The organism is Streptomyces sp. NPDC088707 (genome assembly GCF_044752725.1).
Classification (GTDB): Bacteria; Actinomycetota; Actinomycetes; order Streptomycetales; family Streptomycetaceae; genus Streptomyces.
In genome coordinates, this window is the sequence record NZ_JBIVLV010000001.1 from 843,454 (window position 1) to 869,797 (window position 26,344).

Below are 26,344 nucleotides of genomic sequence, written 5' to 3' on the forward strand. Positions count from 1 at the left end.
TTCGGCTGCCGGCTGGTGGCACGTCAGCCGGTGGAGCGTCAGCTGGTGTGCGTCACTTGACAGCCGCGAGGAGCGGCTCGATCTGGTCGATGGCGTACGGGATCGACAGAACGGTGTTGAAGGAGAACGCGGCGCCGACGTCCGGGTCCTGGTACGGCACGAACAGGTCGCGCTTCTCCTGGTTGACCTTCAGCTTCTTGTAGAGCGGCTCGGCCTTGATCCGGTCGTTGGCCTCGGTGCTGGAGGTGACCCAGACGAGCCGGTCGACGTCGAGGACGTCGAGCTTCTCCGCGCTGAGCTCGGCGACGTTGAAGCCGGGCTTGGCCAGCGTGTCGATCTCCGGCTTGAGTTTGAAGCCCAGCTCCTGGAAGAAGATCGACTTGGGGTCGGTCCTGGTGAACGCCGAGTACTTGCCGGCCTCGAAGCTGTCGGCGACGGCGAGCGTCCTGGTGGCCCACTCGGGGTGCTTCTCGCGGGCGGTCTTGAAGCGGGCGTCGATGTCCGCGATCAGCTTGGCGGCCTCGGCGTCCTTGCCCAGCGACTTGCCGATCTGCTGGGTCATCAGCTGCCAGGGGGCGCCGTAGTCCGGGTGGTCCTTGGGCTGGGCGACGACCTTGGTGAACTTGGAGAGCGTGTCGTACTGCTCCTTCTTCATCCCCGAGTACTGGGCGATCACGAGGTCGGGCTTGAGGGCCGCGATCTTCTCGATGTTGTACTCGTCGCGCTCACCGACGATCTCCGGGGTGTTCGTGCCCCACTTGTCCTTGGTCCAGGGCCACTTGCCGTACGGCTTCTCCTTGAACCAGTCGACCGAGCCGGCCGGGGTGACGCCGAGCGCGAGGACCGCGTCCTGGTCGGAGAGGCCGAGGGTGACGACCGTCTTCGGCTCCTTGTCGATGGTCGTGGAGCCGTACTTGTGCTCGACCGTGACCGGGAACGCGGCGGGCTTGGCTCCCCCGTCGGTGGCGGCCGAAGTGGTGGCGGGAGACGGCGAGTCGGCCTTCTCGGACCCACCGCCGCAGGCGGCGAGGGTGAGGGCCGCCACGGCGAGAACGGCTACGCGGGGAGCAGATCTGGCGAACCGCGCCAGAGCGGGACGTGCACCAGCGGACACGGACGTTCCTTTCGGGGATTCACAGTGCTGCCACGCCCGCCGGGGCACGGGGTGCCGTGCGAGGGGAGTGGCGATCGGCGCGTTGGGGGTGGGGCGGGGGGACGCTAGCGCGTCGTGCCCACGCCATCGACCACGGACCTGACCTCGTCGGCGGAGGGCGGGGCGGGGACGGAGGCGGAGAAGTCGGCCGGAGCGGGGGCCCGGTCGAGGACCGAGTCGAGGATCTCGCCGACCCTGATCGCGGTGTTGGAGAGCAGCGACGAGGTGATGCCGTGGGTGTGCTCGGTCCCGCCCTGCAGGTAGATGCCGCAGCGCAGCGCCGGGTCGGTGGCCAGGCGGTAGTCCCGCTCGACGCGGACCCGGCCCTGCTCGTCGCGGTGGCAGCGGTCGCCGACCGGACCGAGGAGGCCGAGGGGCTCGGCGGGCGTGTACCCCGTGGCGTAGACGACGACATCGGCTTCGAGCACGGTCTCCTCGCCGGTGACGAGGGAGGTGACGAAGGCGCGGACCTTGTCCGGGCCGTCCTCGACGCCGGTGAGCCGGGAGATGTTGATGAAGCGCAGTCGCTCGGTGCCGAGGACCTTCTCCTGGTACGCCTGCCGGTACAGGTCGTCGATGAGGTCGATGTCCACCACGGAGTAGTTGGTGTTCCCGTGATAGTCCATCAGCTTGCGCTTGATGTCGTCGGGAGCCGTGAAGTACTCGTCGACGGCGTCGGGATCGAAGATCCGGTTGGCGAAGGCGCTGTCGTCGGCGGGGCTGTAGCCGTACCGCGAGAAGACGGCGCAGATCTCGGCGTCGGGGAAGCGGCGGTGCAGATAGGCCACGTTCTCGGCGGCGCTCTGGCCGGCGCCGACGACGACGATCCGCTCGGGGTTCGTGCCCTCCAGGCCCTCGACCTTGCGGAGCAGGTCCGAGTTGTGCCAGACGCGGTCGCTGCGCTCGACGCCCTCCGGCATCTTCGGGCGAAGTCCGGTGCCGAGGACGAGGTTTCGGGCGCGGTGGACGACCAGCTCGTCCCCGGAGCGGGCGGTCACGTCGAGGTACTCGACGACGCCGTCCCGCTCGACCGGCTCCACCGAGACGATCTCGTGGCCGTAGGAGACCATGTCGTCGACCTTGGACGCGGCCCACTCGAAGTAGTCGTGGAACTCGACGCGCAGCGGGAAGAGGTTCTTGTGGTTGACGAAGTCGATCAGCCGGCCCTTGCTCTGCAGGTAGCAGAGGAAGCTGTACTCGCTGGTCGGGTTCCGCAGCGTCACCAGGTCCTTGAGGAAGGACACCTGCATGGTCGCGTCGTCGATCAGCATGCCGCGGTGCCAGCCGAACTGCGGCTGGCGCTCGAAGAAGTGGGCGGTGACCGCTTCCTCTCTTCCGACGCGTGCGTTGTGCTCGCTGAGCGCTATCGCCATGGCCACATTGGACGGCCCGAAGCCGATGCCTATGAGGTCGTGGACCAGAGGTGCGTCACCAGGAGAACCCTGCGACATGTCACTCCCATCGTGCGGGAAAGAAGCTGGGGAACGGGGGCATCGAGCACACCGGTGTCACCGGCAGCCCTGCAGAACTTAGGTAAAGCTAACCTGATTAAGCGCGACTGTCGACGGGACGAAACGGACAAGGGGCGAAGGTTGCCCCATGAACGACCGCACAAATCAAGCCAGTTGCACTGTTAGGTAAGCCTTGCTTTACTTGCTGACGGTCAATCGCTCTTCTGAGGAGGAACCCCATATGCGGGTCGTCATGTTCGGCTATCAGACCTGGGGCCACCGCACCCTCCAAGCGCTCCTGGACTCCGAACACGACGTGGTGCTCGTCGTGACGCACCCCAAGAGCGAGCACGCCTACGAGAAGATCTGGAGCGACTCGGTCGCCGACCTGGCGGAGGAGCACGGCGTCCCGGTCGTGATCCGCAACCGGCCCGACGACGACGAGCTGTTCACCCGCCTCAAGGAGGCGGACCCGGACATCATCGTCGCCAACAACTGGCGCACGTGGATCCCGCCGCACATCTACAACCTGCCCCGCCACGGCACGCTGAACATCCACGACTCGCTGCTGCCCAAGTACGCCGGCTTCTCGCCGCTCATCTGGGCCCTCATCAACGGCGAGACCGAAGTCGGCGTCACCGCCCACATGATGGACGAGGTGCTCGACGCGGGCGACATCGTCCAGCAGCACGCCGTCCCCGTCGGGCCGAAGGACACGACGACCGACCTCTTCCACAAGACGGTCGACCTCATCGCCCCCGTCACGATCGGCGCACTCGACCAGATCGCCTCCGGCCAGGCCGAGTTCACCCCGCAGGACCGCTCCCAGGCCAGCTTCTTCCACAAGCGGGCCGAGGAGGACATCCGGATCGACTGGAACTGGCCGGCCGACGCCCTGGAGCGACTCGTCCGCGCCCAGTCCGCGCCCTACCCGAGCGCCTTCACCTTCCACCGGGGCAAGCGGCTCGAAGTCCTCTCCGCGGTCGTCTCCGAGGGGCGGTACGGCGGCACCCCGGGCCGCATCTTCTACCGCGAGGGCGAGGGCGTCGTGATCGTCGCCGGCGCCGACGCGCGCACGGGCCGCAACCACGGCCTGGCCATCACCCGCGTCCGGACGGAGGACGGCCGCGAACTCCCGGCGACCGAGTACTTCACGTCCATGGGCGGCTACCTCGTCGCCCGTCCCTGACCGGCATGGGCTCCGAGCACGTCGACGGGGGTCGTCGGTCCCGCCCGAGCCGCAGGGCGGCCCCCGTGTCAGATCTGGGTAGGTTAACCCAACCTATCGGTGAGGACCGGCGGTGGGTGACCGACCGCTCGGACAGTGAGGCACAGCGATGGAACAGCCGATCGTCAACGGTGTGGCGTGCGACGCCTCGGGGGCGACGTTCGCCGTCGTCGGCATCTCGAACATGCGGACCGACTGGGCGAAGGTCTTCAGCTCCCTCGCCGACGCCGACCTGACGCTCGACGCGACCACGGGCCGCGGCGGTGGCGAACAGGTACTGCTGCGGGCGGTCGCCGAGGCGGCCGCCGGTGGAACGGACCGCGGCGACGGCCCCGCCGCCGTCCCCCCGCCCTCCATGAGCATGACTCCCCCCAGCGTCCTGGACCTCAACGCGTACCTCATGTACGCGCTCGGCAAGGTGGCGCGCCGGAAGCTCACGGAGCGGCTGGAGGCCCGTGGGCTGCGACTGTGGCACCTCACCGTGATGACCCTGCTCGCGGACCTCGGCCCGCAGATGAAGACGGCCCTCGCGTCGCGGCTCGACATGAACGCCAGCGACCTGGTGAAGATCGTCAACGACCTCGCCCGCATCGGGCAGGTGGACTGCGTCCGCGACCGGACGGACCGGCGCCGAGTCGTCGTGGGGCTCACCGCGGAGGGCCGGACGTACCTCGCCGGTCTCAGCGCGGAGATCGCCTCCGCGGACGAAGAGATCCTGGCCCCGCTCGACGCGGCGGAACGCCGGCAGCTCGGCTCCCTGCTGCGCCGCGTGCACGGCCACCTCGAACGGCCCCCGGCCGGAGTGGCGCGCGGACGCGGACACGCTCCGCCGGCGCCGCGCACCGGGAACTGACCACCGCCGGATCCGCCACGACGAACCTGTGCCCCGTCGCCCCTCCGGGCGACGGGGCACAGCCGCTCCGGGCGGTCACGCTCGCGATGATCGACACCTGTCGAGGATCGTCCGTCACCGCCCCGCCCACCCTCAGGTCAGGGCGCACACCAGGACTCGGGAGCCCCGCGCCGGGTCGAGGCGGGAGCGCCACCCCGGCGGCGCCTCCTCCTCGCCGCCCACGACGAACCCGTGTCGCAGGAAGAGCAGTCCGCTGCCGGCGGTCGCGGTGAACACCCGGGCCGCACCCCGGGCCGCGGCCTCGGCGAGCACGGCCCGCAGCAGCGCGGAGCCGATGCCGCGCCCCTGACTCCCTTCCGCCACACAGAAGTTGTAGAGCACGGCGGCCGCCCGGCCGCGTGCGTCGGACCGAGCGCGCAGCGCGACACAGCCCGCCAGGTCTCCGTGCGCGGTCTCCGCGACGAGGAAGTCCGCCGCGTCACGGGCGTACCGGCTCGCGGGGCGGTACCGCAGCGCCCCCTCGCGCGCGAAGGGCACGGACAGCCGGTGCACGGCGGCGGCGTCGGACCGCCCTGCCGGGCGGACGACGGCGACGGGCTCCGACCGGAGGCCCGGACGGGGCATGGCTGTGGTCAACGGCTTCTCGCTCTCGTGGAGTTGGGCACTGCGGGGCCCGCCGGGAACCGCCGCTGCTCGACTCCACCACACCCTAGAGAATCAGGTAAGGGTTACCTAACCAGACGCGCCTTCTCGCCGCATCCACATCACTCCCCACGCCGGGCGGAAGGAGGGAGCACGACCACGGTCGACACTCAGGTCACGGGGGCGCCGGTGACGGCGGCGATCCGCAGGGACTCGACCAGATCGCGGTAAAGGGTGTCCGACACGAGGAGTTCCTCGTGCCGGCCCTGCGCCCGGACCCGGCCCGCCTCCATGACGACGATGGTGTCCGCGTCGACCACCGTCGACAGCCTGTGCGCGATCGTCACCACGGCGCCGGTGTCCGCGCGGGAGCGGACGCACTCCTGCACGGCCGCCTCGGTCAGCCCGTCGAGCTGGGCGGTGGCCTCGTCGAGGAGCAGCACGTCGGGGGTGGCGAGCAGCGCCCGGGCCAGGGCGATGCGCTGCCGCTCCCCGCCCGACACGTTCGCGGTGGCGAGGGGTGTGTCCAGCCCCTCCTCCAGACCGTCGACCTTCTCCGTGAGCCGTACGTCATGCAGGACGCGCAGCAGTTCCTCCGTGGTGGCGTCGGGTCGGGCGGGCAGCAGGTTGTCGCGGATGGTGCCGGGGACGACGGGGGTGTCCTGCTCGACGTAGGCGAGGCGGGCCCGGATGTCGGCGTGGGCGTGATCGCGGTACGGCCGTCCGTCGAGGAGCAGTTCGCCGCCGGTCGGCTCCAGGAAGCGCAGGACCAGGGAGAGCAGGGTGGTCTTGCCCGCTCCCGAGGGGCCGACGACGGCGGTGTGGCCGCGCCGGGGGATGACGAGGTCGATGTCCCGTACGGCCGGCTCGGCGTCCGGGCCGTAGGCCGCGGTGACGTTCCGCAGCTCCAGGACGGGCACGTCGTCCCGGAGCTCCTGGGGTCCTGAGAGCTCGTGCAGTGCGGGGAGCTCGTGCAGTGCGGGGAGTTCTCGGTGCTTCCGGAGCCCCCGGGTGTCCCGTACGGGTGCGCCGGATCCGGGCCCCGCGGACGGTGCGACCTCCTCGGACGGCAGCGCGTCGGCCTGCCGGATGCGTTCGGCGGCGGCGATGCCGGACTGGAGGGCGGTCATGTTCTGGCTGAGTTCGGTGATCGGGTCCATGAGGGCGAAGGTGTAGAGGAGGAAGGCGATCAGGCCGGACACCTCGAGCCGGCCCTCGCCGACGCGCCAGGCGCCGACGGCGAGGATCGCGATGATGGCGAGGTTGACGCCCGACCACGCGGTCGTCCAGGCCAGTGCCTCGCGGCGGACGGCCCGGATCCCGTACTCGGCGGAGGCGCGCGCGTCGGCGAGGATCCGCTCGGTCATGCGCTCCTCGGCGCGGTTGACCTTGACGGTGCGGATGGCCCGCAGCGTGCCTTCGAGGACACCGCCGAGCCGTCCCACGTGTTCCTGGGCCTGCTTCTGCGACCGGGCGATGCCGGGCATGAGGAGCCCGAAGACCACGCCGACCAGGGCGACGGCGGCCACCGTGGTGGCGAGCAGCACGAGGTCGAGGAAGCCCATGAGGACGAGGCTGCCCACCAGCATCACGGCCCCGTTGACCAGGCCGACGAAGGAGGAGGCGGCGGCCTCGCGGAGCAGCACGGTGTCGGAGGTGACGCGGGTGACGAGTTCACCGGTGGGGCTCCGGGTGATGCCGGGAACGGTGGCGCGCAGGAAGCGGCGTACGACCGACTCGCGGGCGTCGAGGACCACCCGCTCCCCCAGCGCCCCGAGCAGGGTCCACTGCCGGTAGGACACCCCGGCGCCCACGACGAGCAGCACGACGAGCGCCGCCACGGGTCCGGCCAGGGAGGACGCGCTGCCCAGCGCGTCGAGCACGTGCTTGGTGACCATGGGCGTGGCGAGGCCCAGGGCGGAGGCGACCAGGGCGAGGGCGAGTCCCTTGACCAGGGTGCGCCGGTGCGGGCGGGCGAAGGACCACAGGATGCTCAGACGGGGCGCGACGGATGATGACATACCCACAATGGAACACCTCTGTTCCAGAAAGGTCAAAGGGTTTCCCAAACGGTATGAGGGGTTACCGTGTGCGCATGGGGTCCGACGACACTCCCGCGCACGGCGCGGCCACCCGCGAGAGCGCCACCCGCGCCCGCACCCGGCGCGCGATCCTCGACGCCGCCGTCTCCGTACTCACCGCGGACCACAGCGCCTCGCTCGGCGACGTCGCCGGGGCGGCCGGGGTGGGGCGGACCACCGTCCACCGCTACTTCCCCGAGCGCTCCGACCTGCTCGCCGCGATCGGCACGGACGTGCGGGACCGGGTCGCCGCGGCGGCCGACCGGGCACGGCTCGACGACGGGCCGGCGCCCGAGGCGCTGGAGCGGCTCTGCCTGGAGTACTTCGAACTCGGGGACCGTCTGCTGCTGTTGTACGACGTGCCGCAGTTCGTCGCGTGGTCCGGCATCGAGGAGGAGTCCGCGGCCGACCTGGCCCTGCTCGCCCTCATCCGGCGGGGACAGCGGGACGGGACGCTCGACCCCGGTGTCGGCGTCAGCTGGCTCCAGGACGTCATGTGGGCGCTGCTGTACGCCGCGTGGATGCAGGCACGCGACCAGGGCACCCCCAAGCACACGGCCCTCTCCCTGTGCCTGCGGACCCTGCGGAAGGCCGTCGCACCGTAGGGACCGGCCGGCCGCCGGGTCGATCACACCGAGATCGCGGCCCCTGGCGCCCAAGCCCGGACAGGAATAGGTTAGGCTCACCTAACAAGCGCCGAGCTGATCGTCGCCTCGCGGACATCCGTCTGCGGGCGCCTTCGGTCGGCGCCTCGTACATCCCCCTGCCCGGAGACAAGGATCCACCATGCCTTCTGTGTTCACCCCCCTTCGCCGTCGCGTTCTCGTGGCGGGCGCCGCCGCGGTCTCGCTCGGCCTGATGGTGACCGGGTGCGGCTCGGACGACAAGAAGGACGACGCGGCGGGGTCGGCGGGCAAGGCCCCTGCGGGCGCCTTCCCCGTCACCATCAAGAGCGCGCTCGGTTCGGCCGTCATCAAGGACAAGCCGAAGCGCGTGGTGACCCTCGGTCAGGGCTCGGCGGAGACCGCCATCGCCCTCGGCAACGTCCCGGTCGGTATCGAGGAGTACCCCTGGGGCAGCGACAAGAGCGGCTACCTCCCCTGGATCCACGAAGCGGTGAAGAAGTCCGGCGCCACGCTGCCCAAGCAGTTCAAGGGCGGTGAGGAGCTCGACATCGAGGCCATCACCGAGCTCGAGCCCGACGTCATCCTCGCCCCGTGGTCCGGTCTGACGCAGAAGCAGTACGACATCCTCAAGGACATCGCGCCCACCGTCGCCTACCCCGAGAAGGCGTGGAGCACGAACTGGGACCAGCAGATCGAGATCATCGCCAAGGCGCTCGGTCAGCCGGAGAAGGCCAAGGACCTCGAGGCGAAGATCGAGAAGCAGCTCGCCGACGCGGCCGCCTCCCGCCCCAACTACAAGAACGTCACGTTCTCGTACATCTACAACACCGGCCCCGGCACCCTCGGCGTCTTCAAGCCCGAGGAGCAGCGCGTGGCGATGGTCTCCAAGCTGGGCCTCAAGGTCGACCCGATCGTGAACACCTTCCCGGAGACCGAGGGCACCGACTCCGCCCTCATCGGCCTGGAGAACGCCAACAAGCTGGCGAAGAGCGACATCGCCTTCACGTTCTACATGGACGAGAAGTCCCGCAAGACCGTCGAGGCCCAGCCGCTGTACGCGGCCATCCCCGCCGTCAAGAAGGACGCGCTCGTCTACAGCCACGACACCCCCTTCGTCACCGCCTCCTCGATGATCAACCCGCTGACGGTGCCGTACAGCATCGAGCGCTACCTCCCGATGATCGACAAGGCCGTCGCCAAGGCCGGGAAGTAACAACGGGTCCCCAGCGTGACCACTCTCTCCAAGACCGCTCAAGGCCCCGCCGTGGTACGGCGGGGCCTTGGCCGGCATGTGACGGCCGCCGTCCTGTGCCTGGCCCTGCTCGCCCTGGCCCTGCTCGCCAGCGTGATGTTCGGCAGCAAGCCGACGTCCGCCGGTGACGTCCTGCGGGTCGTCTTCGGCGACGGCGGCGACGAGTACACCCGTACCGTCGTCGAGAGCCGCTACCCCCGTACCGCCCTCGGTGTGCTCGCGGGGCTCTGCCTCGCAGTCGCCGGCACCCTGATGCAGGGCATCACGCGCAATCCGCTCGCCGAGCCGGGACTTCTCGGCATCAACGCGGGCGCGTCCGCCAGCATCGTCGCCGCGACCGCGTTCCTCGGCGCCTCCGGGCAGCGGGAGACGATCTGGTGGGCCCTCGTCGGCGCCCTCCTGACCGGTGTCGTCGTCCATGTCGTCGGCACCGCCGGCGGCGGCGGTGGACCGGTGCGGCTGGTGCTCGCCGGCGCGGTGCTCTCCGCCGTCCTCGCCGCCTTCATCCAGGCGGTCGCCCTGTCCAAGCCGCGGGTCTTCGACACCTACCGCTACTGGGTGGTGGGCGCGCTCGGCGGTCGCGGCTTCGACGCCTTCTGGGCGGTCCTGCCGTTCGCCGCCGTCGGCCTCCTGCTCGCCCTGCTGCTCGCGCCGGGGCTCAACGCCATGGCCATGGGCGACGACAAGGCCGCCTCCCTCGGCATCAGCCCGGCCCGCGTCAAGGGCGCCGGACTGCTCGCGGCGACGCTGCTGGCCGCGGCCGCGACGGCGGCCGTCGGACCCATCGCCTTCGTCGGCCTCGCCGTCCCGCACGTCGTCCGGGCGCTCGTGGGCGCGGACTTCCGGGCCCAGATCCTCTTCACCTCCCTCGCGGGGCCGACGCTGCTGCTGTTCGCCGATGTCATCGGCCGGATCCTGCTGCGCCCGCAGGAACTCATGGTCGGGGTCGTCACCGCCTTCGTCGGTGCGCCCGCCCTGCTCTTCGCCGTTCGCCGTATGAGGGGAGCGGGATGAAGACCGCCGACCGGACCGACACTCCGGACAGCACGGGGGTGACGAAGCCGCGCACACCGCGGCCCGCCGGCCGCGGTGTGCTGCGGATCGGCCCCTGGGTCGCCGTACCCGTGCGCCGTACCACCGTGCTCGCCGCCGTGGTCTCCCTGCTGCTGCTCTGCGCCGCCGCCGTGGCCACCCTGTCGATGGGCAGGCTCGGCATCGACCTGGCCGATCTGCCGTCGGCCCTCGCGGGCGACGCCACAGGCAAGAACGCGTTCGTCCTGAACCGGCTGCGTGGCCCGCGGCTCGTGGTGGCCATCGCCACCGGCGCGGCCTTCGGCCTGTCCGGGGCCCTGTTCCAGTCCGTCACCCGCAATCCGCTGGGCAGTCCCGACGTCATCGGGCTCGGCGCCGGAGCCGGAGCGGGAGCGGCGGCCGCCGCCCTGTTCCTGCCCGACGTCATGCCGGTGGCCGTCGGCGCGCTGCTCGGCGCGATCCTCGCGATGACGGTCGTGTTCCTCTCCACCGGCACCGGGTTCCGCAGTCCTGGACGGCTCGTGGTGGCCGGCATCGGCGTGGCCGCGATGGCGACCGCGCTGACCCAGTACGTGGTGTACGCCGTCGAGCGCGACAAGGCCAGCGCACTGACCGCCTACATCAACGGCAGCCTCTCCGCCCGCTCCTGGGACGACGCGGCGACCATCTGGACGGTGCTGCTCGTCGCCCTGCCGTTCGCGGCGCTCCTCGCCCGGCCCCTGAGCATCGGCGAGATGGGCGACGACCTCGCCACCGGTCTGGGGGCCCGCCCGGGCCGGACCGCGACCTGGGCGGTCGTGCTGTCGATCGTCCTCTCCGCCGGAGCCGTCAGTGTGGCGGGACCGATCGCGTTCATCTCCCTGACCGCGCCGCAGATCGCCAAGCGGGTCACCCGCAGCGGCGGCCCGCACCTGGTCATGTCCACCGTGCTCGGGGCCCTGCTGCTGGTCCTGGCGGACCTGACGGCGCAGCAGTTGCCGCTCTTCGACGACCTGCCCGTCGGCCTGTACACGATGGCCGTCGGCGGCGCGTACCTGGGCTATCTGCTGCTGCGTGAGTGGCGGCGCCCCGCCGCCTGACCGGGAGGGGCCTCCACCGAAGGGGCTATGCGGGCCCTAGCGGGCCGCCGACGCGCAGGTTCCAGCGCTCGGCGCGCCCGCTCAGGTGCACGGCGGTCAGGGACCGTACGTCGAGTCGCCGGGCCGCCTCGTCCGGTGCGCCGAGTGCGTGGACGAGGGCGGCGCGGATCACGTCCGGTTCGGCGACGACCGTGACGCGCCCCGAGCCGGCCCTCAGCCCGTCGAGCCAGGCCCCGACCCGTATCCGCACCTCGCGCGCGGACTCCCCGCCGTGGGGGGCCGCCGCCGGGTCGGACAGCCAGAGGCCGAGCGCCGCCTCCTCCGCGGCGGCGACGGCCGCGAGGGTCCGTCCCCGCCACCGCCCCATGGCGCAGCCGGCGAGTGCTGTCACCGGCTCCGCCGCGAGACCGAGGGCCTGAGCCGTCCGGCGGCAGCGTGCCGAGGGCGAGGCGTACGCGCGCGAGGACGGGTCGACGGCCGCGGCGGCGGACTCGGCCCGGGCGATCCCCTCGGGGTCGAGGGGGCTGTCGTCGTCGAACCCGACGTCGCGCGGTGATCCGCTCGTGGCGGGGGAGATCAGCGTCAGCCGGAGGGTCATCGGCTTCCTTCTCGGTCGGGTCCTGGGGCGGCGCCCAGGGTAGCCCCGGGCCGGCCCGCCGACCGCGCCGCTCCGGTGTCACCACCGCCGGGGGGCGCACGAACGTGATTCAGGCCTCACGCCCTTGGCGGCGCATCCGGTGCGCGGTACGGTCGGGCGACATTTGAACAGCGTGACGACGGCGAGACGGAAGTCCGGTGAGAATCCGGCACGGTCGCGCCACTGTGAACCGCGCGCCGCCCTTCCGATCCGGAGGCGGGGCACGGTGAGTCAGACCCGTGGACCGTCGTCCTGCACCACCGTCCGGGACGCGAGTTCCCGCAGGAGGTTCCATCATGGCCGAGGCTGTCGTCTCCGCTGCCGCATCCGCCCCTTCCGTGGCCGTTCCGGCCCCGCTGCCCGTCCGGGCCGTACTGCCCTGGGCGTTCTTCGTCGGCCTTCTCGCGCTGATCGCGCTGTACTTCGTGGGCGCCGAGCAGGGTGCCACCTCGCTGATCGCGGGCTCCGACGTGCACGAGTGGGTGCACGACGGTCGCCATCTGCTCGGCTTCCCCTGCCACTGAGAGGCGATCCGCACATGCACGCCTCAACTGTCAGATCCCTGCTGGTCCGCGGCATGCTCGCGGGCCTGATCGCCGGTCTCCTCGCCTTCGCCGTCGCCTACGTGGTGGGTGAGCCGCCGGTGGACGGCGCGATCGCCGTCGAGGAGGCCCAGGCGGCCCAGGAGGCGCACGCCGCTCCCGGGGCCCACGCCGGCCACGGCGGCACAGCCGCCGCGGAAGCCGCGGAGGAAGAGGAAGAGGCGGTCAGCCGCCCCGTCCAGTCGACCTTCGGTCTGGCCACCGGTGTCCTCGTGTACGGGGTGGCGCTCGGCGGCCTCGCCGCGCTGGCCTTCTCCTTCGCGCTCGGCCGCATCGGCCGGTTCAGCCCCCGGGCGACGGCGGCGCTCACCGCTGCGGCGGCGTTCACCACCGTCTATCTGGTGCCGTTCCTGAAGTATCCGGCGACCCCGCCGGCCGTCGGCAATCCGGACACGATCGGGAAGCGCACCACCCTGTTCTTCCTGATGATCCTGCTCAGTGTGCTGCTCGGGCTCGCCGCGGTGATCGCGGGGCGCCGCCTCGCACCGCGACTGGGCAACTGGAACGCGACCCTGACCGCCGCGGCCGGGTTCGCCGTCGTGACCGGTGTCGCCTTCGTGCTGCTCCCGGCGAACGACGACGCGGTCAAGGCGGGCTTCCCCGCCCCGCTGCTCTGGGAGTTCAGGCTGGCATCGCTGGCCGTCCAAGCCGTGCTGTGGGCGGTCTTCGGCGTGGTCTTCGGCGTCCTCGCCCAGAAGGTCCTCGCCGGCCGGACGTCCTCCGCCGACGCTCCGGCGCCGGTCGGGGCGCCGCTCCCGGGCTGACCGCCCGGAAGCCCCCGCGCGGACCGCACACCGACCGCCCCGTACGCCACGGCGTACGGGGCGGTTCCGCGTTGCGCGCCAAGGTGGCGGGCCCGGCGCGGAATGCGCGGCCGGGCCCCGGACGCGGAGTGCGCGGCCGGGCCCCCGGCGCCCGGGTCAGGCCCGCTGCTCCCGCTCCTGCTCCCGCTCCCGCTCCCGCTCCCACGCCTCCGCGAACATCTCGTGCAGCGGTACCGCCGGCAGCAACCGTACGAACGGGGAGCGGAGTTGATTGCTCCACATCGGGCGCACCCGGTGGCTCGCCAGCTTCACCTTCTCCAGAGGGAGGTGCGGGGACTTCAGCTCGGTCCACTCGCCGGGCAGGAACAGGGTCCGGCCCGCCCGTGCCCGCTTGGCCTCCAGGACCGCGCCGGTGGCGAGGAGTTCCGCCCGGACCTCCGCGTGCCGCTTGGTCGTCCAGCCGTTCCACCTGCGGACGTTCCGGTCGGTGGGTGCGGCCAGCGCCGCGATCTGGAGGTAGAGGGCGGCCGCGTCCGTCCCGGCGCCCAGTTCGCCGGCCACGCGCGCGACCAGCTCCGGACAGGACTGCCGGGGATCCGCCTCGTACGCGCCGTCCGGTACGGCTCCGGAGCCGGCCCGCCGCATCATCCGGTCGAGTCCGCCACCGACGAGCAGGGGTGCCACCCGGTCCAGTTCCTCCGCGAGGTCGGTGGTCTCGCGGACCCGGCGCCACGCCTCGGGGTCGGCGACCTCGGCGGGCCGCAGGAAGGCGTTGCCGCCGGGTGCGCACACCACCAGGGGGCCGGAGTCGTACGCCGTCATGGACGGCATCGGGCCCTCCTCCTTCCGGCGGTCCAGGGACACGGGCAGCGTCGCGGGCCCGAACCGCTCGGCGATCCGCTCCGAGGTGTCCTGGACCCGTCCGCCGGGCAGCTCGACGAGGAGCTCCGGGCGGGACAGCTCGGCCCGCAGCCGCTCGTGCAGAGCCGTCGCGCCGGCCACCGCCGGGTCGCCGACGGGACGGTCGGTCCACGCCCAGACCAGCGCGCTCGCGATCCGCTCGATGGGAAGGCCGACGGGGGTGCCGTAGGGCGGTTCGGGTCCCTCCGGCGGCAGGGCCCTCACCTCCACGCCCAGGCCGTACCGGGGCGCCGCGAGGTCCCAGTCGGCCGCGGGCACGGTCGTGTCCTCGGCGGCCTCGTAGCCGCCGGCGAGGCGGCGTGCCCACACCTCGGAGAGGCCGAGGTCGGCCTCCAGGGTGTCGGCGGCCTCGTCGTGCACGGCCGGCAGCCCGCCGATCCGCTCGCGCCACACGCCCGCCATCCGCTCCACGGCCGCTTCGACGCCGCCGGGCCGCCACAGCTCGGCCGGGTCCTCGGGCAGTGCGGCCGCGAGCACGGCCCTCCGGCCGGCCCCGCCGAGGCGCGCACGGAGCTCCTCATAGGCCTCCGCCGTCATCGGACTGGCCTTGTACGGCGCCTTGCGGGCCAGGGCACGGTCCTCGTCCCGGTCGGCCCGGCCGACGAGACCGGCGACCACGAGCCGGGCCACGGGCCGCCGTACGCCGGTCAGTTCCGCGAACCGAGCGGCGGCCGACTCCGGTACGGGGAGCGGGCCGTGCGCGTCGATCGCCGCGAGGAGGGCCCGCAGCCGGGCCGCGTCGTCCCGGTCCACCCGGACGAGCCGGGCGTCGGGGACCGCCGCCGGCACGGGGTCGTCCTCCGTCGCGCCGGTGGCGGGGGCGACGAACCAGCAGGCCTTCCCCGCGTCCCACCGAGCGGCGGACACCACCACGGTCCCGCCCTCCCTCAGTCGTTCCAGGATGTCCGCCCCGGGCGTCCGGCCGACCCACCACCGGCCGCCCTCGCGGGCGAACGGCTGGCCGGCCCAGGTCTCCAGGAACGCGCGGAGGGCGACCCGCTCCGGATCCGGGGTCAGTGCGACCGCCGTGCGCCAGGCGACGGCGTCGATCGCGCCGAGCAGCTGCGACCAGTCGTGCGGCAGGGCGGGCGGGGAGAGCCGCCGGACCTCCTCCACGATCGTCCCGGCCAGGCAGGCGCCGTCGGCGGCGAGCGCGCTCAGGGTGGAGGGCTGGGCGACGTCCCGGCTCCGCCGCCAGGTGTCGCCCGTCCCGTCCACGACGAGCCCGCACAGCGCGGGCATCAGCTCGGTGTCCGGCACCGCGCGGCTCGGCGGGACGGGCGGTGCCTCGGCGAGCAGGGTGACGCGCCGGTGCAGGGCGCGCCGGCGCTCCTCCACACGGGCGGCACGCCCGGCCACCGCGACGACGGCCTCGACCAGGGCCGGGGCGGTGACCTCGGGCAACTCCCGTGCCACGGCGGCGCGCAGCGCCTCCGTGCTGTCGAGGGCGGCGGCCAGGAGGGTGTCGGCCGTCGGCCCCTCCACGGTCCGCAGCGCCTTGGAACCGGCCGTGTCCCGGGTCCGCAGCAGGTACCAGAAGGCGGGCGGCAGGGCCACGCCCTGCGAGACGGTGGCCCGGCGGGACGGCTTGACGCGCGGGTGGGCCGGCGAGTGGTGGCCGTCCATCTCCCACAGCAGGACGCCGTCGGCGGCGTACGCGCGCACGCCCGTGCGGGTCTGCGCCTCGGCGAGGACGACGTCCTCCACGGCGCCCTCCGGCGCCGCCATGAGTCCCCAGGGCTCCTGTCCGGGCCGGTCGATGTCGAAGCGGGCCTTGCGGCCGTCGATGCTCTCCAGGAGGTAGTGGTCCGGCGCGTTGTCGCGGTAGCGGGTGCGGAACAGCACCCGGGTGCCGACGAGTCCGTCCCGGCTCCCCAGCGGGGAGTCGGTCATGCCGGCGGGCAGCGGCGCGAGGTGCAGCGCCTCGCGGGCGAGGGTCTTGTCCGCCTCGGACGGCTCCAGGGCCGGGTCGGTGCTCGCGGGGCGTCCCGGGAAGTCGGGCAGCGGGGTCGCGCCCTGCCGCTCGCCGGTGACCGGGTCGACGGTCTCCCACGCCCGGCGCCCGAAGACGGCGTTGGTCCAGATCCGGGTGCCGTCGCCGAGCTGCAGCTCCTCCCGGTCGATCCCCTCCGTGCCGCCGGGACGGGTCACCCGCAGGCCGCCGTGCCGCCCGCCTCCGTCGGCGGTCTCGAACTGGAAGCCGTACGCCCCGTCCAGGCTGCCGCCGAAGGGCACCAGGCCGCCCATCTGCTCCGGGGTGAACGACTCGTCGGGACGGTCGGCCCAGACGGCGGTGTCGCAGTAGTACGGGCTCGGCTTGAGGCTCCAGCTGACGAGGAACGAACCGCCGACGTAGTGGACGGCGAACATGGTCGCGTCGGCCGGCACCGTGAACCGGCAGGAGCCGCGCACTCCGTCGGGGTCGACGGCGACGGCGCGGTCCCGTCCGAAGACGGTCAGCACGGGCCAGGTGCTGGTCACCCCGGCCACGCCGGGGAGCCCGGCGGCACCGAGCCCGTCGAGGGCGAGGCGCGTGTCCGCCGAGGTATCCGTGGCGGCCGCACCCGCCGCGGTGTCCGTGGCGTCCGCGGTGTCCGCGCCGTCCGCGGCCGGGCCGGCGGCGGACGCCGCCGCGACGGCGTCCGCCGCGAACTCCTCGTACACGGCCTCCAGCGCGGGCCAGGCGAGTTCCTCCGGCAGACCGGCCGCGAGCGAACGCCGCAGCGCGCCGCCGGCGGACGCGCCCGCGAGGGCGTCGCCGATCCCGCCGAGCGCCGTCACCGTCGGCCGGTCGAGGAGGGTCTCCAGCTCGGCGACGGACTCCTCCGCGCCTGCCATGCCGCCGCCCCCGACGGCGTCGACGAGCCTGCCGACCCGCACGGCCACCTCGTGGGCGATGCCCTCGTTGCCGGGGAGCAGCGTCACGGCCGATCCGGGCTTGCGGGCGGGTGCGCCGTACCAGTGGGGCTTCAGGCGGGCGTGCACGGTGCCTTCGAGGCGCGGGCCGAACGCGGGGTCGGCGGCGAGGGCGGAGAGGTCCCGCCGGGACTTCTCGCCCCAGAAGCGCATCCGGATCTCCGGGCCGGGGTCGACGACGGTGGCCCCGGCGGCCAGGCAGGCGTCCAGGACGTCGGCGTCGAAGCCCTGGTAGTGGTGGCGGGTGGTGTGCACGGTCACGGGGTGGCCCGCGGCCCGCAGCCGGGGCCCGAGCCTGACCACGAGGTCGAGGAACTCGGGCGGGAGCTGCTGGCGCGTGACTCCGCCGCCGGACGCCCGCGTGTACTGGTACATGTGGACGAAGTGGCCGACCCAGCGGTGCAGTCCGTCCTCTGGCACGATCCGTCCGGCTTCCATCGCCTCCGTGGCGCCGCACCCGATCAGCATCCGCAGCCAGGCCCCGCCGTCGGTGACGCTCTCGGGGAAGACCTCGATGAGTCCGGCGGCGACCTGGTCCGTCGGCGGGTGAGCCGTCAGGACCGGCTCGGCGCCGACGAGAAGGGCGTCCGGCACGGACTTCTTCCGGGTGACCGACAGGATCTCGCCCACCACGCGCGCGACCTCGTCGTCCCCGTGCCCGGCGGTCTTGGCGGAGGCCCGGACGCGGCGCACCAGGTCGGCCGGGAGATCGGCCTTCGAACCGGCCCAGGCGGTCAGGAACGCCCCGAGCGCGGCGTACGCCTCGACGGGGCCGAGCGACGCGGCGAGGAACTTCTGATGGGCCCCGAACTCCTTGGCGGGCATGGCCCCGCCCCGGGCGAACAGCAGCCCGTTGGCCCGGCGGTAGGCCGGATCCACGGGCAGGCCGTGCTCGGCCTCGGCGGCCCGCGCGGCCACGTAGGCCCGACCGCCGGGGCGGCTGCCGTAACCGATCAGCCGGTGCCCGACGGTGTCCCAGAACCACGGCAGGTGCGCGACGGGCAACTGCCGGGCCCGCCACGCCATGGCGTCGACGAACGCGCCGGGCTTCGACCAGGACCGGTTGAGTTCGGCCCCCATGGCCTCGTTGAGCTCACGGGCCGCCGCGGCGGCGTCCGGATCGTGGGCGGCGACCCAGTCGGCGTACGTGGTGGAGACGTGCGTGCTGCCCTTGACGGGCACCAGGGCTTCGAGCGAGGCGATCATGAGTGGATCGTCGCACGCACCACTGACACGCCCGAAGCGGCGGTTGAGCGCACAGCGCGCGCGGCGGCGCCTCCCGGTGGGGAGGGCACCGTGCCGAGCTCCGCTGCCGCTCGGTCTCGCTCACCGGGGCTACGAGTGCGGTGAGGTCGGGGAGATCCTGCTGGGAGCGCTCTCAGAGGGTGGGGCCTACAGATATCCTGATCCGCACAGGGACGCACACCGCGCGTCACCGCACACCGCACACCGCACACCGCACACCGCACACCGCACACCGCACACCGCAGCGAACACCCCGCCCCACCACGCAGCCGAGGAGCGCACGCCTTGCCCGAGCAGACCACGGGGCCCCGCCCCACGCTGGAAGCCGTCGCCGCTCGCGCCGGTGTGTCCCGCGCCACGGCCTCGCGGGTCGTCAACGGGGGCGCGGGCGTACGGCCTCCGCTGGTCGAGAAGGTGCGCAGGGCGGTCGACGAGCTCGGTTACGTGCCGAACCACGCGGCCCGCACGCTGGTCACCCGGCGCAACGGCGCTGTGGCGGTGATCATCGCGGAGCCCGAGTTCCGGATCTTCTCGGACCCGTTCTTCGAGCAGCAGGTGCGGGGCATCAGCCGGGAGCTGACCGCGCACGACGCCCAGCTGGTGCTGCTGTGGGTGGAGGGTCCGGGGGATCACGACCGGATCGCCCGGTATCTCGGGGGCGGGCACGTGGACGGCGCGCTGGCCTTCTCGCTGCACAACGACGACGCGCTGCCGGCCGTCATCGACCGGACCCGCATCCCGGTGGTGTACGGCGGCCGGCCGGCCCCCGGCACGAGTCCGACGGTGCCGTTCGTCGACTGCGACAACCGCGGGGGCGCCCGTGCGGCGGTGCGGCATCTGGTGGATCTCGGCCGCCGGAACATCGCCCACATCTCCGGGCCGGGCGATCAGACGTCGGCGCTCGACCGGCTCCACGGCTACCGCGACGTCCTGGTCGACGCCGATCCCACCCTGCTGGCCCGGGGCGACTTCACCGAGGAGAGCGGGGCCCGCGCGATGGCGGAGCTGCTCGACCGGCGGCCCGACCTCGACGCCGTGTTCGTGGCCAACGACCTGATGGCCTCGGGTGCGTTGCTGACGCTGCGCGAGCGCGGTGTGCGGGTGCCGGAGGACGTGGCGGTCGTCGGCTTCGACGACATGGCCTCGGTGGTGCGCCGGACGTCCCCGTCCCTGACCACCGTGCACCAGGACATCGAGGACATGGGCCGGCTGATGGTGAAGGTGCTGATGCGGCTGCTCGACGGGACCGGTCCCGCGACCCCCGCGCCCGTCGTCACGCCCACGTCGCTCGTGCTCCGCGACTCGGCCTGAGGCGGCGGACGGGGAGGTCGGGAGTACACGGGACGGCGGGCCGGGTGAGGAGGAACCCGGCCCGCCGCTCCGTTCCCCGAGGGGCTCGGACGATCAGTCGAAGGGGGTCAGCCGAGAGGGTCAGCCGAGGGGGTCAGCCGAAGGGGATGACCACCACCGACCGGTCCGTGCCCGTCTGGACGCGCGAGTCGCCGTTGCCGATCGCGCTCCAGACCTCCAGGCGCACCGTGCCGCCCGTCAGGTTGCCGAGCGTTCCGGTGGCGGACCTGAGGCCGCGGGACTGGGCGTACTCCTCCCAGCCGGCGACCGGGTCGGTGGCGAAGTAGTGGTAGGTCTCCGTCCGTTCGAAGGTGCCGTCGCCGGTGAGGTCGTAGCTGATCCGGGCCTGCTGGCCGAGGCCGACGGCCGTGCCGGCGTCGATCTGGAGGCGGAAGGCGGTGGAGGCGCCCGCCTTCAGCGTGCCGTTGACGCCCCTGGCCTCGTAGACGACCGGCCGGTTGGGGGTGCCGTCGTAGTTGCCGCCCTGCGCGGAGAGGACGGTGTCGCTGCCCGCCGTGGCGCCGGTGGCCGTGGTGAGCGTGCCGCCCGTGCGGAGCTGGAAGGTGTTGCCGGTGGACGGCTCCGGGTCCGGGCCGGGATCGGTGCCGCCCGTCCCCGTTCCGCTGGCGGTGGAACGCGCGGGAACGGACAGGGACTTGCCGTCCGAGAAGGTGACGGTACGGGCGGTGGCGCCGTGGTTGTGGGCGACGTACGTCCGGGTGGTGCCCTTGGTGAAGACGGCGGAGGTGGGGATGGATCCGGTGACCGTCGCGTCGGGGGCGCCGAGCGCGTCGAGAGTGGTGAGCCAGTGGTAGGTGTGGGCCTTGGACTCGCCCGCCTCCGGGGTGTAACCGGCGTTGCCCGCGTCCCACTTGGCCTTGGCCGCGGCCGGGTCGGCGAAGGACTGGAACTCCCAGAGGATGTCGCGCCATTCGACGGCGGGGCCGGGGTTCTCCCGTTCCATCTCGGCGATGTTGCGGCGGACGGCGTCCTTGTGTCCGCCGAGGTGGAGTGAGCCACCGGTCACCGGGAGGACGTTGATGCCGTGGATCTCCTCGGGGTTGGCGGTCCACCAGGTGGCGTAGGCCGCTCCGCTGCCCCAGACCATGCCGGCGGTGTCGTGCTGGAAGGACGCGGGGAAGACCTGCTGGTCGGCGTCGAACCAGTACTGGGCGATGGCCTCGCCCTCGGTGGTGAGCAGGTACGTCCCGAGGTCGCGGAGCTGGGTGTTGCCCGTGGCCGAGCCCCAGAGGACGAGGGCGGCGCTGAGGTTGGTCGACTCGGAGGAGGACTCCTGGTTGTTGCCGGCGGCGAAGCCCTGGTGTCCGCTGGCCCAGCTGTGTCCGGCGTAGACGTCGAAGCCGCGGAGGAAGGGGAAGGCGGTGTCGGTCCGGCTGGGGTTGGCGGTGTCGCGGACCAGGGTCTTCACCATCGCGCCCCAGGCGGAGTCCGCCGCCCAGTTCGCGTCGTACTGGGCGACGATCGCGGCGGCGTACACGTAGTAGCCGTAGTGGAAGTGGTGGTCGTTGAGTTCGGTGTCGCTGCCGTACGAGGCCGGGTAGCCGGTGAGGGTCTTCCACGCGGTGTCGTACGAGAACTCGCTGGCGCCGCCGGCCGTGAACCAGTCCTGGAGCCGGCCCTTGATCTGGCCGAGGAGCTTGTCGCGGAGCGCGGTCTCGCCGATCTGGTCGGCGAGCGGCACCAGTTGGGCGAGCTTGCCGAGGGCCTTGCCGGTCCAGTAGGTGTCGACGGCCCCGGAGAAGGGGTCGGCGGAGTTCGCGACCTCGTTGAGATAGCCGCGCAGGCGGGCGGTGTCGACCCCGCCGCCGCCCGGCAGTCCGGGCAGGGTGGCGGCCGCCTTCTGGCTGGTGGTGAAGGAGGCCGACTCGCGGACCTTCATGGTGCCGCGGGGCGAGACGTAGGTGTACGGGGTGAGCGGGTCGGTGGTGTTCAGCCACTGGTGGCGGTAGAGCGCCTGGAGGGTGCCGCGCTCGGTCCCCTCCTTCGCCTCGGTGGTGAGGGCGTAGGTGGCACGGACGGTGCCCGCGTCGTAGCTCCAGTTCACGGTGGATCCGGTGACGAAGCTGTAGGCGTACTTGCGGTAGGTGGCGAGCGCGTCGGTGGAGGGCAGGACGGCGACGGAGAAGTAGTCCTTGCCGCCGAGCCCTGCGGTGATGCTGGACCCTGAGACGGTCCAGTCGGTGCCGCTGGGCGCGAAGAGGGCGTAGTGGTGGCCCGCGACGGTGATGCCGAGGACGTTGCCCTGGTCGGCGAAGACGGCGGGCGCGCCGGCGGTGGTGATCCTGGCGTCGCCGCCGGTGCCCTTGGCGTACACGAAGGGCATGCCGTGGCCGATGGTGGTGCGCAGGGTGCGGGCGCCGTCGGACCAGTAGGGGGTGACGGTCCAGTCGGACCAGGCGTCGGCCTTGGTGTCGGGCGAGTTGAGCCCGGTGAGGCCGAGGGTGAGGTCGGCCTTGTGGGCGAACTCGTACTGGCGCCCGTCGCCGACGATGGCGGGGGTGGTCGGGTAGCCGAGTTCGAGGCCGCCGGCGACGGCCTGGTAGGTGAGCGGGTGGCCGTACATGGGAGTGGAGTACGGGTTGTCGCCGTAGCGCTGGAAGGCGAGGGAGGACCACCAGTCGTTGGTGGGGACCGGCTTGCCCTGGGCGGCGGCGGTGACCTTGGGGGTGACCGGGGCGCCGGTGTTGGTGGTGGGGCCGGAGGTTCCGGCGGGGCGGGTGTCGGAGTAGCTTCCGGCGCCTGTGGGGACGGTGGCCGCTGCCGCGGGGGCGGCGGCGGGGCCGAGTCCCAGGGCGGCGAGGGCGGAGACCAGGACCAGCGCGGCGGCCGGCCTTGTGCGGGGGGCTGGCATGTACGGCACCTCATGTCGTTCGCGACGAGTGGGGGCACGGAGGGGATGCGCGGAGCGGGGATGGGCGGGGGGAGCGGACGGTCTCGCGGTGGGCGCCCGGGCGACCGCCGCGAGAGATGCGGAGAGTTGGAGGGAGGTACGGAGAGAGGCTGAGAGAGGCGGAGAGAGGCGGAAAGCTTCGAGAGAGCGCTCTCAAGACGCCGGAAACGTAAAACCGCCGAAACACGTGTGTCAAGAGATTGAACACAGGCCGGACTTGACGGCTCTTCCCGTCCGTTACGCCTTCGAGCCTTGACGGATGGGCTCCGCCCCAGGCACGCTCCCCCCGCACGCTTGAGAGCGCTCTCAGTCGCTCTCGCTCGTTCCGGAGCCAAGGGAGGCTTCCCATGCCCATCGCCAGAGCCGCCGTCACGACCACCGCCAGGCGAGCCGTCGTCCGTCTCGGGGCGGTCGCGCTCACCGGGGCCCTGCTCGCCGCCTGCGGAGGTGCGTCGGACGACACCTCCGCCGATGGCGCGGGAGGCGAGGTCACCATCACCGTCGATCTGTTCGGCTCCTTCGGATACAAGGAGGCCGGGCTCTACGCCGAGTACGAGAAGCTCCACCCCGGTGTCACCATCAAGCAGACGGACACCGAGGACGAGGCCGACTACTGGAAGTCCCTCCAGACCCGGCTCGCCGGCGGCGCCGGCCTCGCCGACGTGCAGGGCATCGAGGTGGGCCGGATCGCCTCCGTCACCCAGCAGCAGGCCGACCGGTTCGAGGACCTCAGGAAGTACGGCGCGGACTCCCTCAAGGACCAGTTCGCCCCGGCGAAGTGGGCCGCGGCGAGCGGCAAGGGCGGCGAGGTCCTCGGCCTCGGCACCGACGTCGGCCCGGAGGCGATGTGCTACCGCACCGACCTCTTCAAGCAGGCCGGTCTCCCCACCGACCGCGCGCAGCTCGCCGAGAAGTGGTCCACCTGGGACGGCTACCTCGCCCTCGGGAAGCAGTACAAGGCGAAGGCCCCCGCCAAGAGCGCCTGGCTCGACAGCGTCGGCAGCCTCTACTCGATCATGATCGGGCAGGAGAAGGAGCGGTACTACGACGCCTCCGGAAAGCTGATCTGGGAGGAGAACCCGGCGCTGCGCACCGCCTGGGACCACTCCGTCCAGGCGGCGCAGGACGGGCTGAGCGCCAAGCTCGACCAGTGGTCCCCGCAGTGGAACCAGGCCTTCGCGGCCGGCTCCTTCGCCACCATCCCGTGCCCCGCCTGGATGCTCGGCTACATCAAGGGCCAGGCCGGTGAGGCCGGCAAGGGCAAGTGGGACGTCGCCACGCTCCCCGGCGGCGCCGGCAACTGGGGCGGCTCCTACCTGGCGGTGCCGAAGGCAGCGAAGCACAAGAAGGAGGCGTACGAGCTGGTGAAGTGGCTCACCGCCCCCGAGCAGCAGACGAAGCTCTTCCAGAAGCAGGGCAACTTCCCGTCCGCCACGGGCGCGATCGCGAAGGTCGCCGGCGCGAAGGACCCGTTCTTCTCCGACGCCCCCATCGGGCAGATCTTCGGTGACGCGGCGAAGGCGGCCCCGGTGCAGGTGCTCGGCGTGCACGACCAGAACATCGCGCAGCAGATCACGAACGCGCTGAGCGAGGTCGAGCGGAAGGGGACCTCGCCGGAGAAGGCCTGGTCGAACGCGAAGAAGGGCGTCGCGAACACCGTCGGCTGACCTCCGCCGGCTCCCTGATCCCCACATCTCCCCCACTCCTCCGAAGGGCCGCGCCGTGACCCTCACCGCACCCGAGACGCCGGCCCCGCCGAAGCCGGTCCCGCCGCCCGCGCGGCGGGGGTCCGCCCGGCGGGCCTGGCAGTCGTTCTCGCCGTACGCCTACCTCGCCCCGTTCTTCACCCTGTTCGTCGCCTTCGGTCTCTTCCCGCTGCTCTACACGGCCTTCGTCTCGCTCTACCGGGTGGAGCTCCAGACACCCGGCGACATGGAGTGGCGCGGCCTCGGCAACTACACCGCGCTGTTCGGCGACGAGTACTTCTGGCTCTCGCTGCGCAACACGTTCACCATCGGTGTGCTCTCCACCGTGCCGCAGCTCGTCATGGCCCTGGGGCTCGCGCATCTGCTGAACTACAGGATGCGCGGCCGCACCTTCCTGCGGACCGCGGTCCTCCTGCCGTACGCGACCTCGGTGGCCGCCGCCACCCTCGTCTTCGCCCAGCTCTTCGGGCGGGACTTCGGTCTGATCAACTACGCGCTCGGCCTGGTCGGCATCGACCCCGTCGACTGGCAGAACGGCACGGTCGCCTCGCAGATCGCCGTGTCGACGGTCGTCATCTGGCGCTGGACGGGCTACAACGCGCTGATCTACCTGGCCGGCATGCAGTCGATCCCGCACGAGTTGTACGAGGCAGCCGCGATGGACGGGGCCTCGCGGTGGCGCCAGTTCTTCCACGTCACGCTGCCGGGGCTGCGGCCCACGATCCTGTTCACCGTCATCGTGTCGACGATCGGCGCGACCCAGCTGTTCGGCGAGCCGCTGCTGCTCGAAGGGTCCATCTCGGGCGGCATCTCGCACCAGTACCAGACGCTCGGCCTGTACATGTACGAGCAGGGCTGGGGCTTCTTCCATCTGGGCCGGGCCGCCGCCATCGCCTGGGTGATGTTCCTGCTCATCGTGGTGCTCGTCGGGGTCAACGCCCTGGTCGCGCGCCGCCGTTCCCGCAAGGAGGCCGGCCGATGACCGCGCCCGGTTCCACCGTGACGCGAGCCCCCTCCCGGGCCGGCCGCACGCCCGGTTCCACCGCGGCACGAGGCCCCTCCCGGGCCGGCCGCACCCTGCACGCGGGCCCGCTCGCGTACGGGATCCTCGTCGTCGCCGTCCTGTTCTCGGCGTTCCCCTTCTACTGGACGATCGTCGCGGCGAGCCGCTCCAACGCCGACCTGGCGAAGGTGCCGCCGACGCTGCTGCCGGGCCCGAACCTGATCCGCAACTTCGAGGCGGTCCTCGAAGAGGCGGACATCGGCAAGGCCCTGCTCAACTCCCTCATCGTGTCGGGTTCGATCACCCTCGGGACCGTGCTCTGCTGTACGCTCGCCGGTTTCGCCTTCGCCAAGCTCCGTTTCAAGGGCCGTGGCGCGCTCCTGGCGATCACGATCGGCACCATGATGATCCCGCCGCAGCTGGGTGTGATCCCGCTGTTCATGCTGATCGCCGAGCTGGGCTGGGTGAACCAGCTCCAGGCGGTGATCCTGCCGGGCCTGGTGTCCGCGTTCGGGGTGTTCTTCATGCGCCAGTACCTGGTGCAGACGCTGCCGGACGAGCTGATCGAGGCGGCGCGGGTCGACGGCGCGTCCACCGCCCGGATCTTCTGGTCGATCGTGGTGCCGATCGCCCGACCCGGTATGGCCGTCCTGGGCCTGCTGACCTTCATGGCCGCCTGGAACGACTTCTTCTGGCCGGTCGTCGCCCTCACCTCCTCCGAGCCCACGGTCCAGGTCGCCCTGCGCCAGCTCGGCGGCGGATACGTCCACGACCAGTCCGTGATCATGGCGGGCACGCTGCTCGGCACCCTGCCGGTGCTCCTGGTCTTCGGCCTGCTGGGCCGGCAGATCGTCGGCGGCATCATGCAGGGCGCGGTCAAGGGCTGACCCGC

Annotated in this window: 19 protein-coding genes and 1 riboswitch; of the genes, 12 read left to right on the forward strand and 7 right to left on the reverse strand. The window is 72.4% G+C overall.

Going from position 1 to position 26,344, the window contains the following annotated elements; translation table 11 throughout:
• Window positions 1-52 precede the first annotated feature (52 nt).
• Window positions 53-1,114 carry an iron-siderophore ABC transporter substrate-binding protein gene (locus ACIP84_RS03690; RefSeq protein WP_401794063.1) on the reverse strand — a complete coding sequence of 354 codons (1,062 nt, stop codon included), beginning with the start codon at window positions 1,112-1,114 and terminating at the stop codon, window positions 53-55.
• A 104-nt stretch (window positions 1,115-1,218) separates the two neighbouring features.
• Window positions 1,219-2,604 carry a lysine N(6)-hydroxylase/L-ornithine N(5)-oxygenase family protein gene (locus ACIP84_RS03695; protein ID WP_355964321.1) on the reverse strand — a complete coding sequence of 462 codons (1,386 nt, stop codon included), beginning with the start codon at window positions 2,602-2,604 and terminating at the stop codon, window positions 1,219-1,221.
• Window positions 2,605-2,845: 241 nt separating this feature from the next.
• Here ACIP84_RS03695 and ACIP84_RS03700 point away from each other — a divergent pair, with 241 nt between their 5' ends.
• Both ACIP84_RS03700 and ACIP84_RS03705 read left to right on the forward strand, forming a co-directional pair.
• Complete coding sequence (locus ACIP84_RS03700; protein ID WP_401794066.1) at window positions 2,846-3,793, forward strand: methionyl-tRNA formyltransferase; 948 nt, start codon at window positions 2,846-2,848, stop codon at window positions 3,791-3,793.
• A gap of 148 nt (window positions 3,794-3,941) precedes the next feature.
• Window positions 3,942-4,685, forward strand: coding sequence for a winged helix DNA-binding protein (locus tag ACIP84_RS03705; RefSeq protein WP_355964319.1), 744 nt, complete (start codon window positions 3,942-3,944; stop codon window positions 4,683-4,685).
• Window positions 4,686-4,817: 132 nt separating this feature from the next.
• Here ACIP84_RS03705 and ACIP84_RS03710 read toward each other — a convergent pair whose 3' ends face one another.
• On the reverse strand, window positions 4,818-5,309 hold the full coding sequence (locus tag ACIP84_RS03710) for a GNAT family N-acetyltransferase (RefSeq protein WP_401794068.1): 492 nt from the start codon (window positions 5,307-5,309) through the stop codon (window positions 4,818-4,820).
• A 188-nt stretch (window positions 5,310-5,497) separates the two neighbouring features.
• The gene (locus ACIP84_RS03715) at window positions 5,498-7,348 is read right to left on the reverse strand and encodes an ABC transporter ATP-binding protein (protein WP_401794070.1); all 1,851 of its coding nucleotides are present in this window, start codon (window positions 7,346-7,348) and stop codon (window positions 5,498-5,500) included.
• A gap of 74 nt (window positions 7,349-7,422) precedes the next feature.
• Here ACIP84_RS03715 and ACIP84_RS03720 point away from each other — a divergent pair, with 74 nt between their 5' ends.
• The 4 genes from ACIP84_RS03720 to ACIP84_RS03735 all read left to right on the forward strand — a co-directional run bounded on the left by ACIP84_RS03720 (window position 7,423) and on the right by ACIP84_RS03735 (window position 11,397).
• Window positions 7,423-8,013 (forward strand): TetR/AcrR family transcriptional regulator, encoded by a 591-nt coding sequence (locus ACIP84_RS03720; protein ID WP_401794071.1) that lies wholly within the window; start codon window positions 7,423-7,425, stop codon window positions 8,011-8,013.
• 181 nt (window positions 8,014-8,194) lie between these two features.
• Window positions 8,195-9,247: an iron-siderophore ABC transporter substrate-binding protein gene (locus ACIP84_RS03725; protein ID WP_401794073.1), complete on the forward strand. Its 1,053-nt coding sequence runs from the start codon at window positions 8,195-8,197 to the stop codon at window positions 9,245-9,247.
• 51 nt (window positions 9,248-9,298) lie between these two features.
• Complete coding sequence (locus ACIP84_RS03730; protein WP_355964333.1) at window positions 9,299-10,300, forward strand: iron ABC transporter permease; 1,002 nt, start codon at window positions 9,299-9,301, stop codon at window positions 10,298-10,300.
• Window positions 10,297-11,397, forward strand: coding sequence for an iron chelate uptake ABC transporter family permease subunit (locus tag ACIP84_RS03735; protein WP_355964314.1), 1,101 nt, complete (start codon window positions 10,297-10,299; stop codon window positions 11,395-11,397). The genes ACIP84_RS03730 and ACIP84_RS03735 overlap by 4 nt, the downstream gene beginning before the upstream one ends.
• A gap of 25 nt (window positions 11,398-11,422) precedes the next feature.
• Here ACIP84_RS03735 and ACIP84_RS03740 read toward each other — a convergent pair whose 3' ends face one another.
• The gene (locus ACIP84_RS03740) at window positions 11,423-11,995 is read right to left on the reverse strand and encodes a histidine phosphatase family protein (protein ID WP_401794076.1); all 573 of its coding nucleotides are present in this window, start codon (window positions 11,993-11,995) and stop codon (window positions 11,423-11,425) included.
• Between the two features lie 188 nt (window positions 11,996-12,183).
• Window positions 12,184-12,271: riboswitch (cobalamin riboswitch) on the forward strand.
• A gap of 59 nt (window positions 12,272-12,330) precedes the next feature.
• Here ACIP84_RS03740 and ACIP84_RS03745 point away from each other — a divergent pair.
• Entirely contained in the window at window positions 12,331-12,558 is a 228-nt protein-coding gene (locus ACIP84_RS03745; protein ID WP_073904881.1) for a CbtB-domain containing protein, read from the forward strand.
• 14 nt (window positions 12,559-12,572) lie between these two features.
• A complete protein-coding gene (locus ACIP84_RS03750; protein WP_401794079.1) occupies window positions 12,573-13,400 on the forward strand; it encodes a CbtA family protein in 828 nt (275 codons plus the stop codon).
• Window positions 13,401-13,556: 156 nt separating this feature from the next.
• Here the strand turns inward: ACIP84_RS03750 and ACIP84_RS03755 are convergent, their stop codons facing one another.
• Complete coding sequence (locus tag ACIP84_RS03755) at window positions 13,557-18,443, reverse strand: hypothetical protein (RefSeq protein ID WP_401794082.1); 4,887 nt, start codon at window positions 18,441-18,443, stop codon at window positions 13,557-13,559.
• A gap of 324 nt (window positions 18,444-18,767) precedes the next feature.
• Here ACIP84_RS03755 and ACIP84_RS03760 point away from each other — a divergent pair, with 324 nt between their 5' ends.
• Complete coding sequence (locus ACIP84_RS03760; RefSeq protein ID WP_401794084.1) at window positions 18,768-19,793, forward strand: LacI family DNA-binding transcriptional regulator; 1,026 nt, start codon at window positions 18,768-18,770, stop codon at window positions 19,791-19,793.
• A 133-nt stretch (window positions 19,794-19,926) separates the two neighbouring features.
• Here ACIP84_RS03760 and ACIP84_RS03765 read toward each other — a convergent pair whose 3' ends face one another.
• Window positions 19,927-22,704 carry a glycosyl hydrolase gene (locus ACIP84_RS03765; RefSeq protein ID WP_401794087.1) on the reverse strand — a complete coding sequence of 926 codons (2,778 nt, stop codon included), beginning with the start codon at window positions 22,702-22,704 and terminating at the stop codon, window positions 19,927-19,929.
• Window positions 22,705-23,090: 386 nt separating this feature from the next.
• Between ACIP84_RS03765 and ACIP84_RS03770 the strand changes: the two genes are divergently transcribed.
• From ACIP84_RS03770 to ACIP84_RS03780, 3 genes are read left to right on the forward strand one after another with little or no spacing between them, the layout of a single operon-like run.
• Window positions 23,091-24,410, forward strand: coding sequence for an extracellular solute-binding protein (locus ACIP84_RS03770; RefSeq protein ID WP_401794090.1), 1,320 nt, complete (start codon window positions 23,091-23,093; stop codon window positions 24,408-24,410).
• 55 nt (window positions 24,411-24,465) lie between these two features.
• Window positions 24,466-25,431, forward strand: coding sequence for a sugar ABC transporter permease (locus ACIP84_RS03775; protein WP_355964306.1), 966 nt, complete (start codon window positions 24,466-24,468; stop codon window positions 25,429-25,431).
• Window positions 25,428-26,339, forward strand: a complete 912-nt coding sequence (locus ACIP84_RS03780; RefSeq protein WP_401794094.1) for a carbohydrate ABC transporter permease — start codon at window positions 25,428-25,430, stop codon at window positions 26,337-26,339. The genes ACIP84_RS03775 and ACIP84_RS03780 overlap by 4 nt, the downstream gene beginning before the upstream one ends.
• Window positions 26,340-26,344 lie beyond the last annotated feature (5 nt).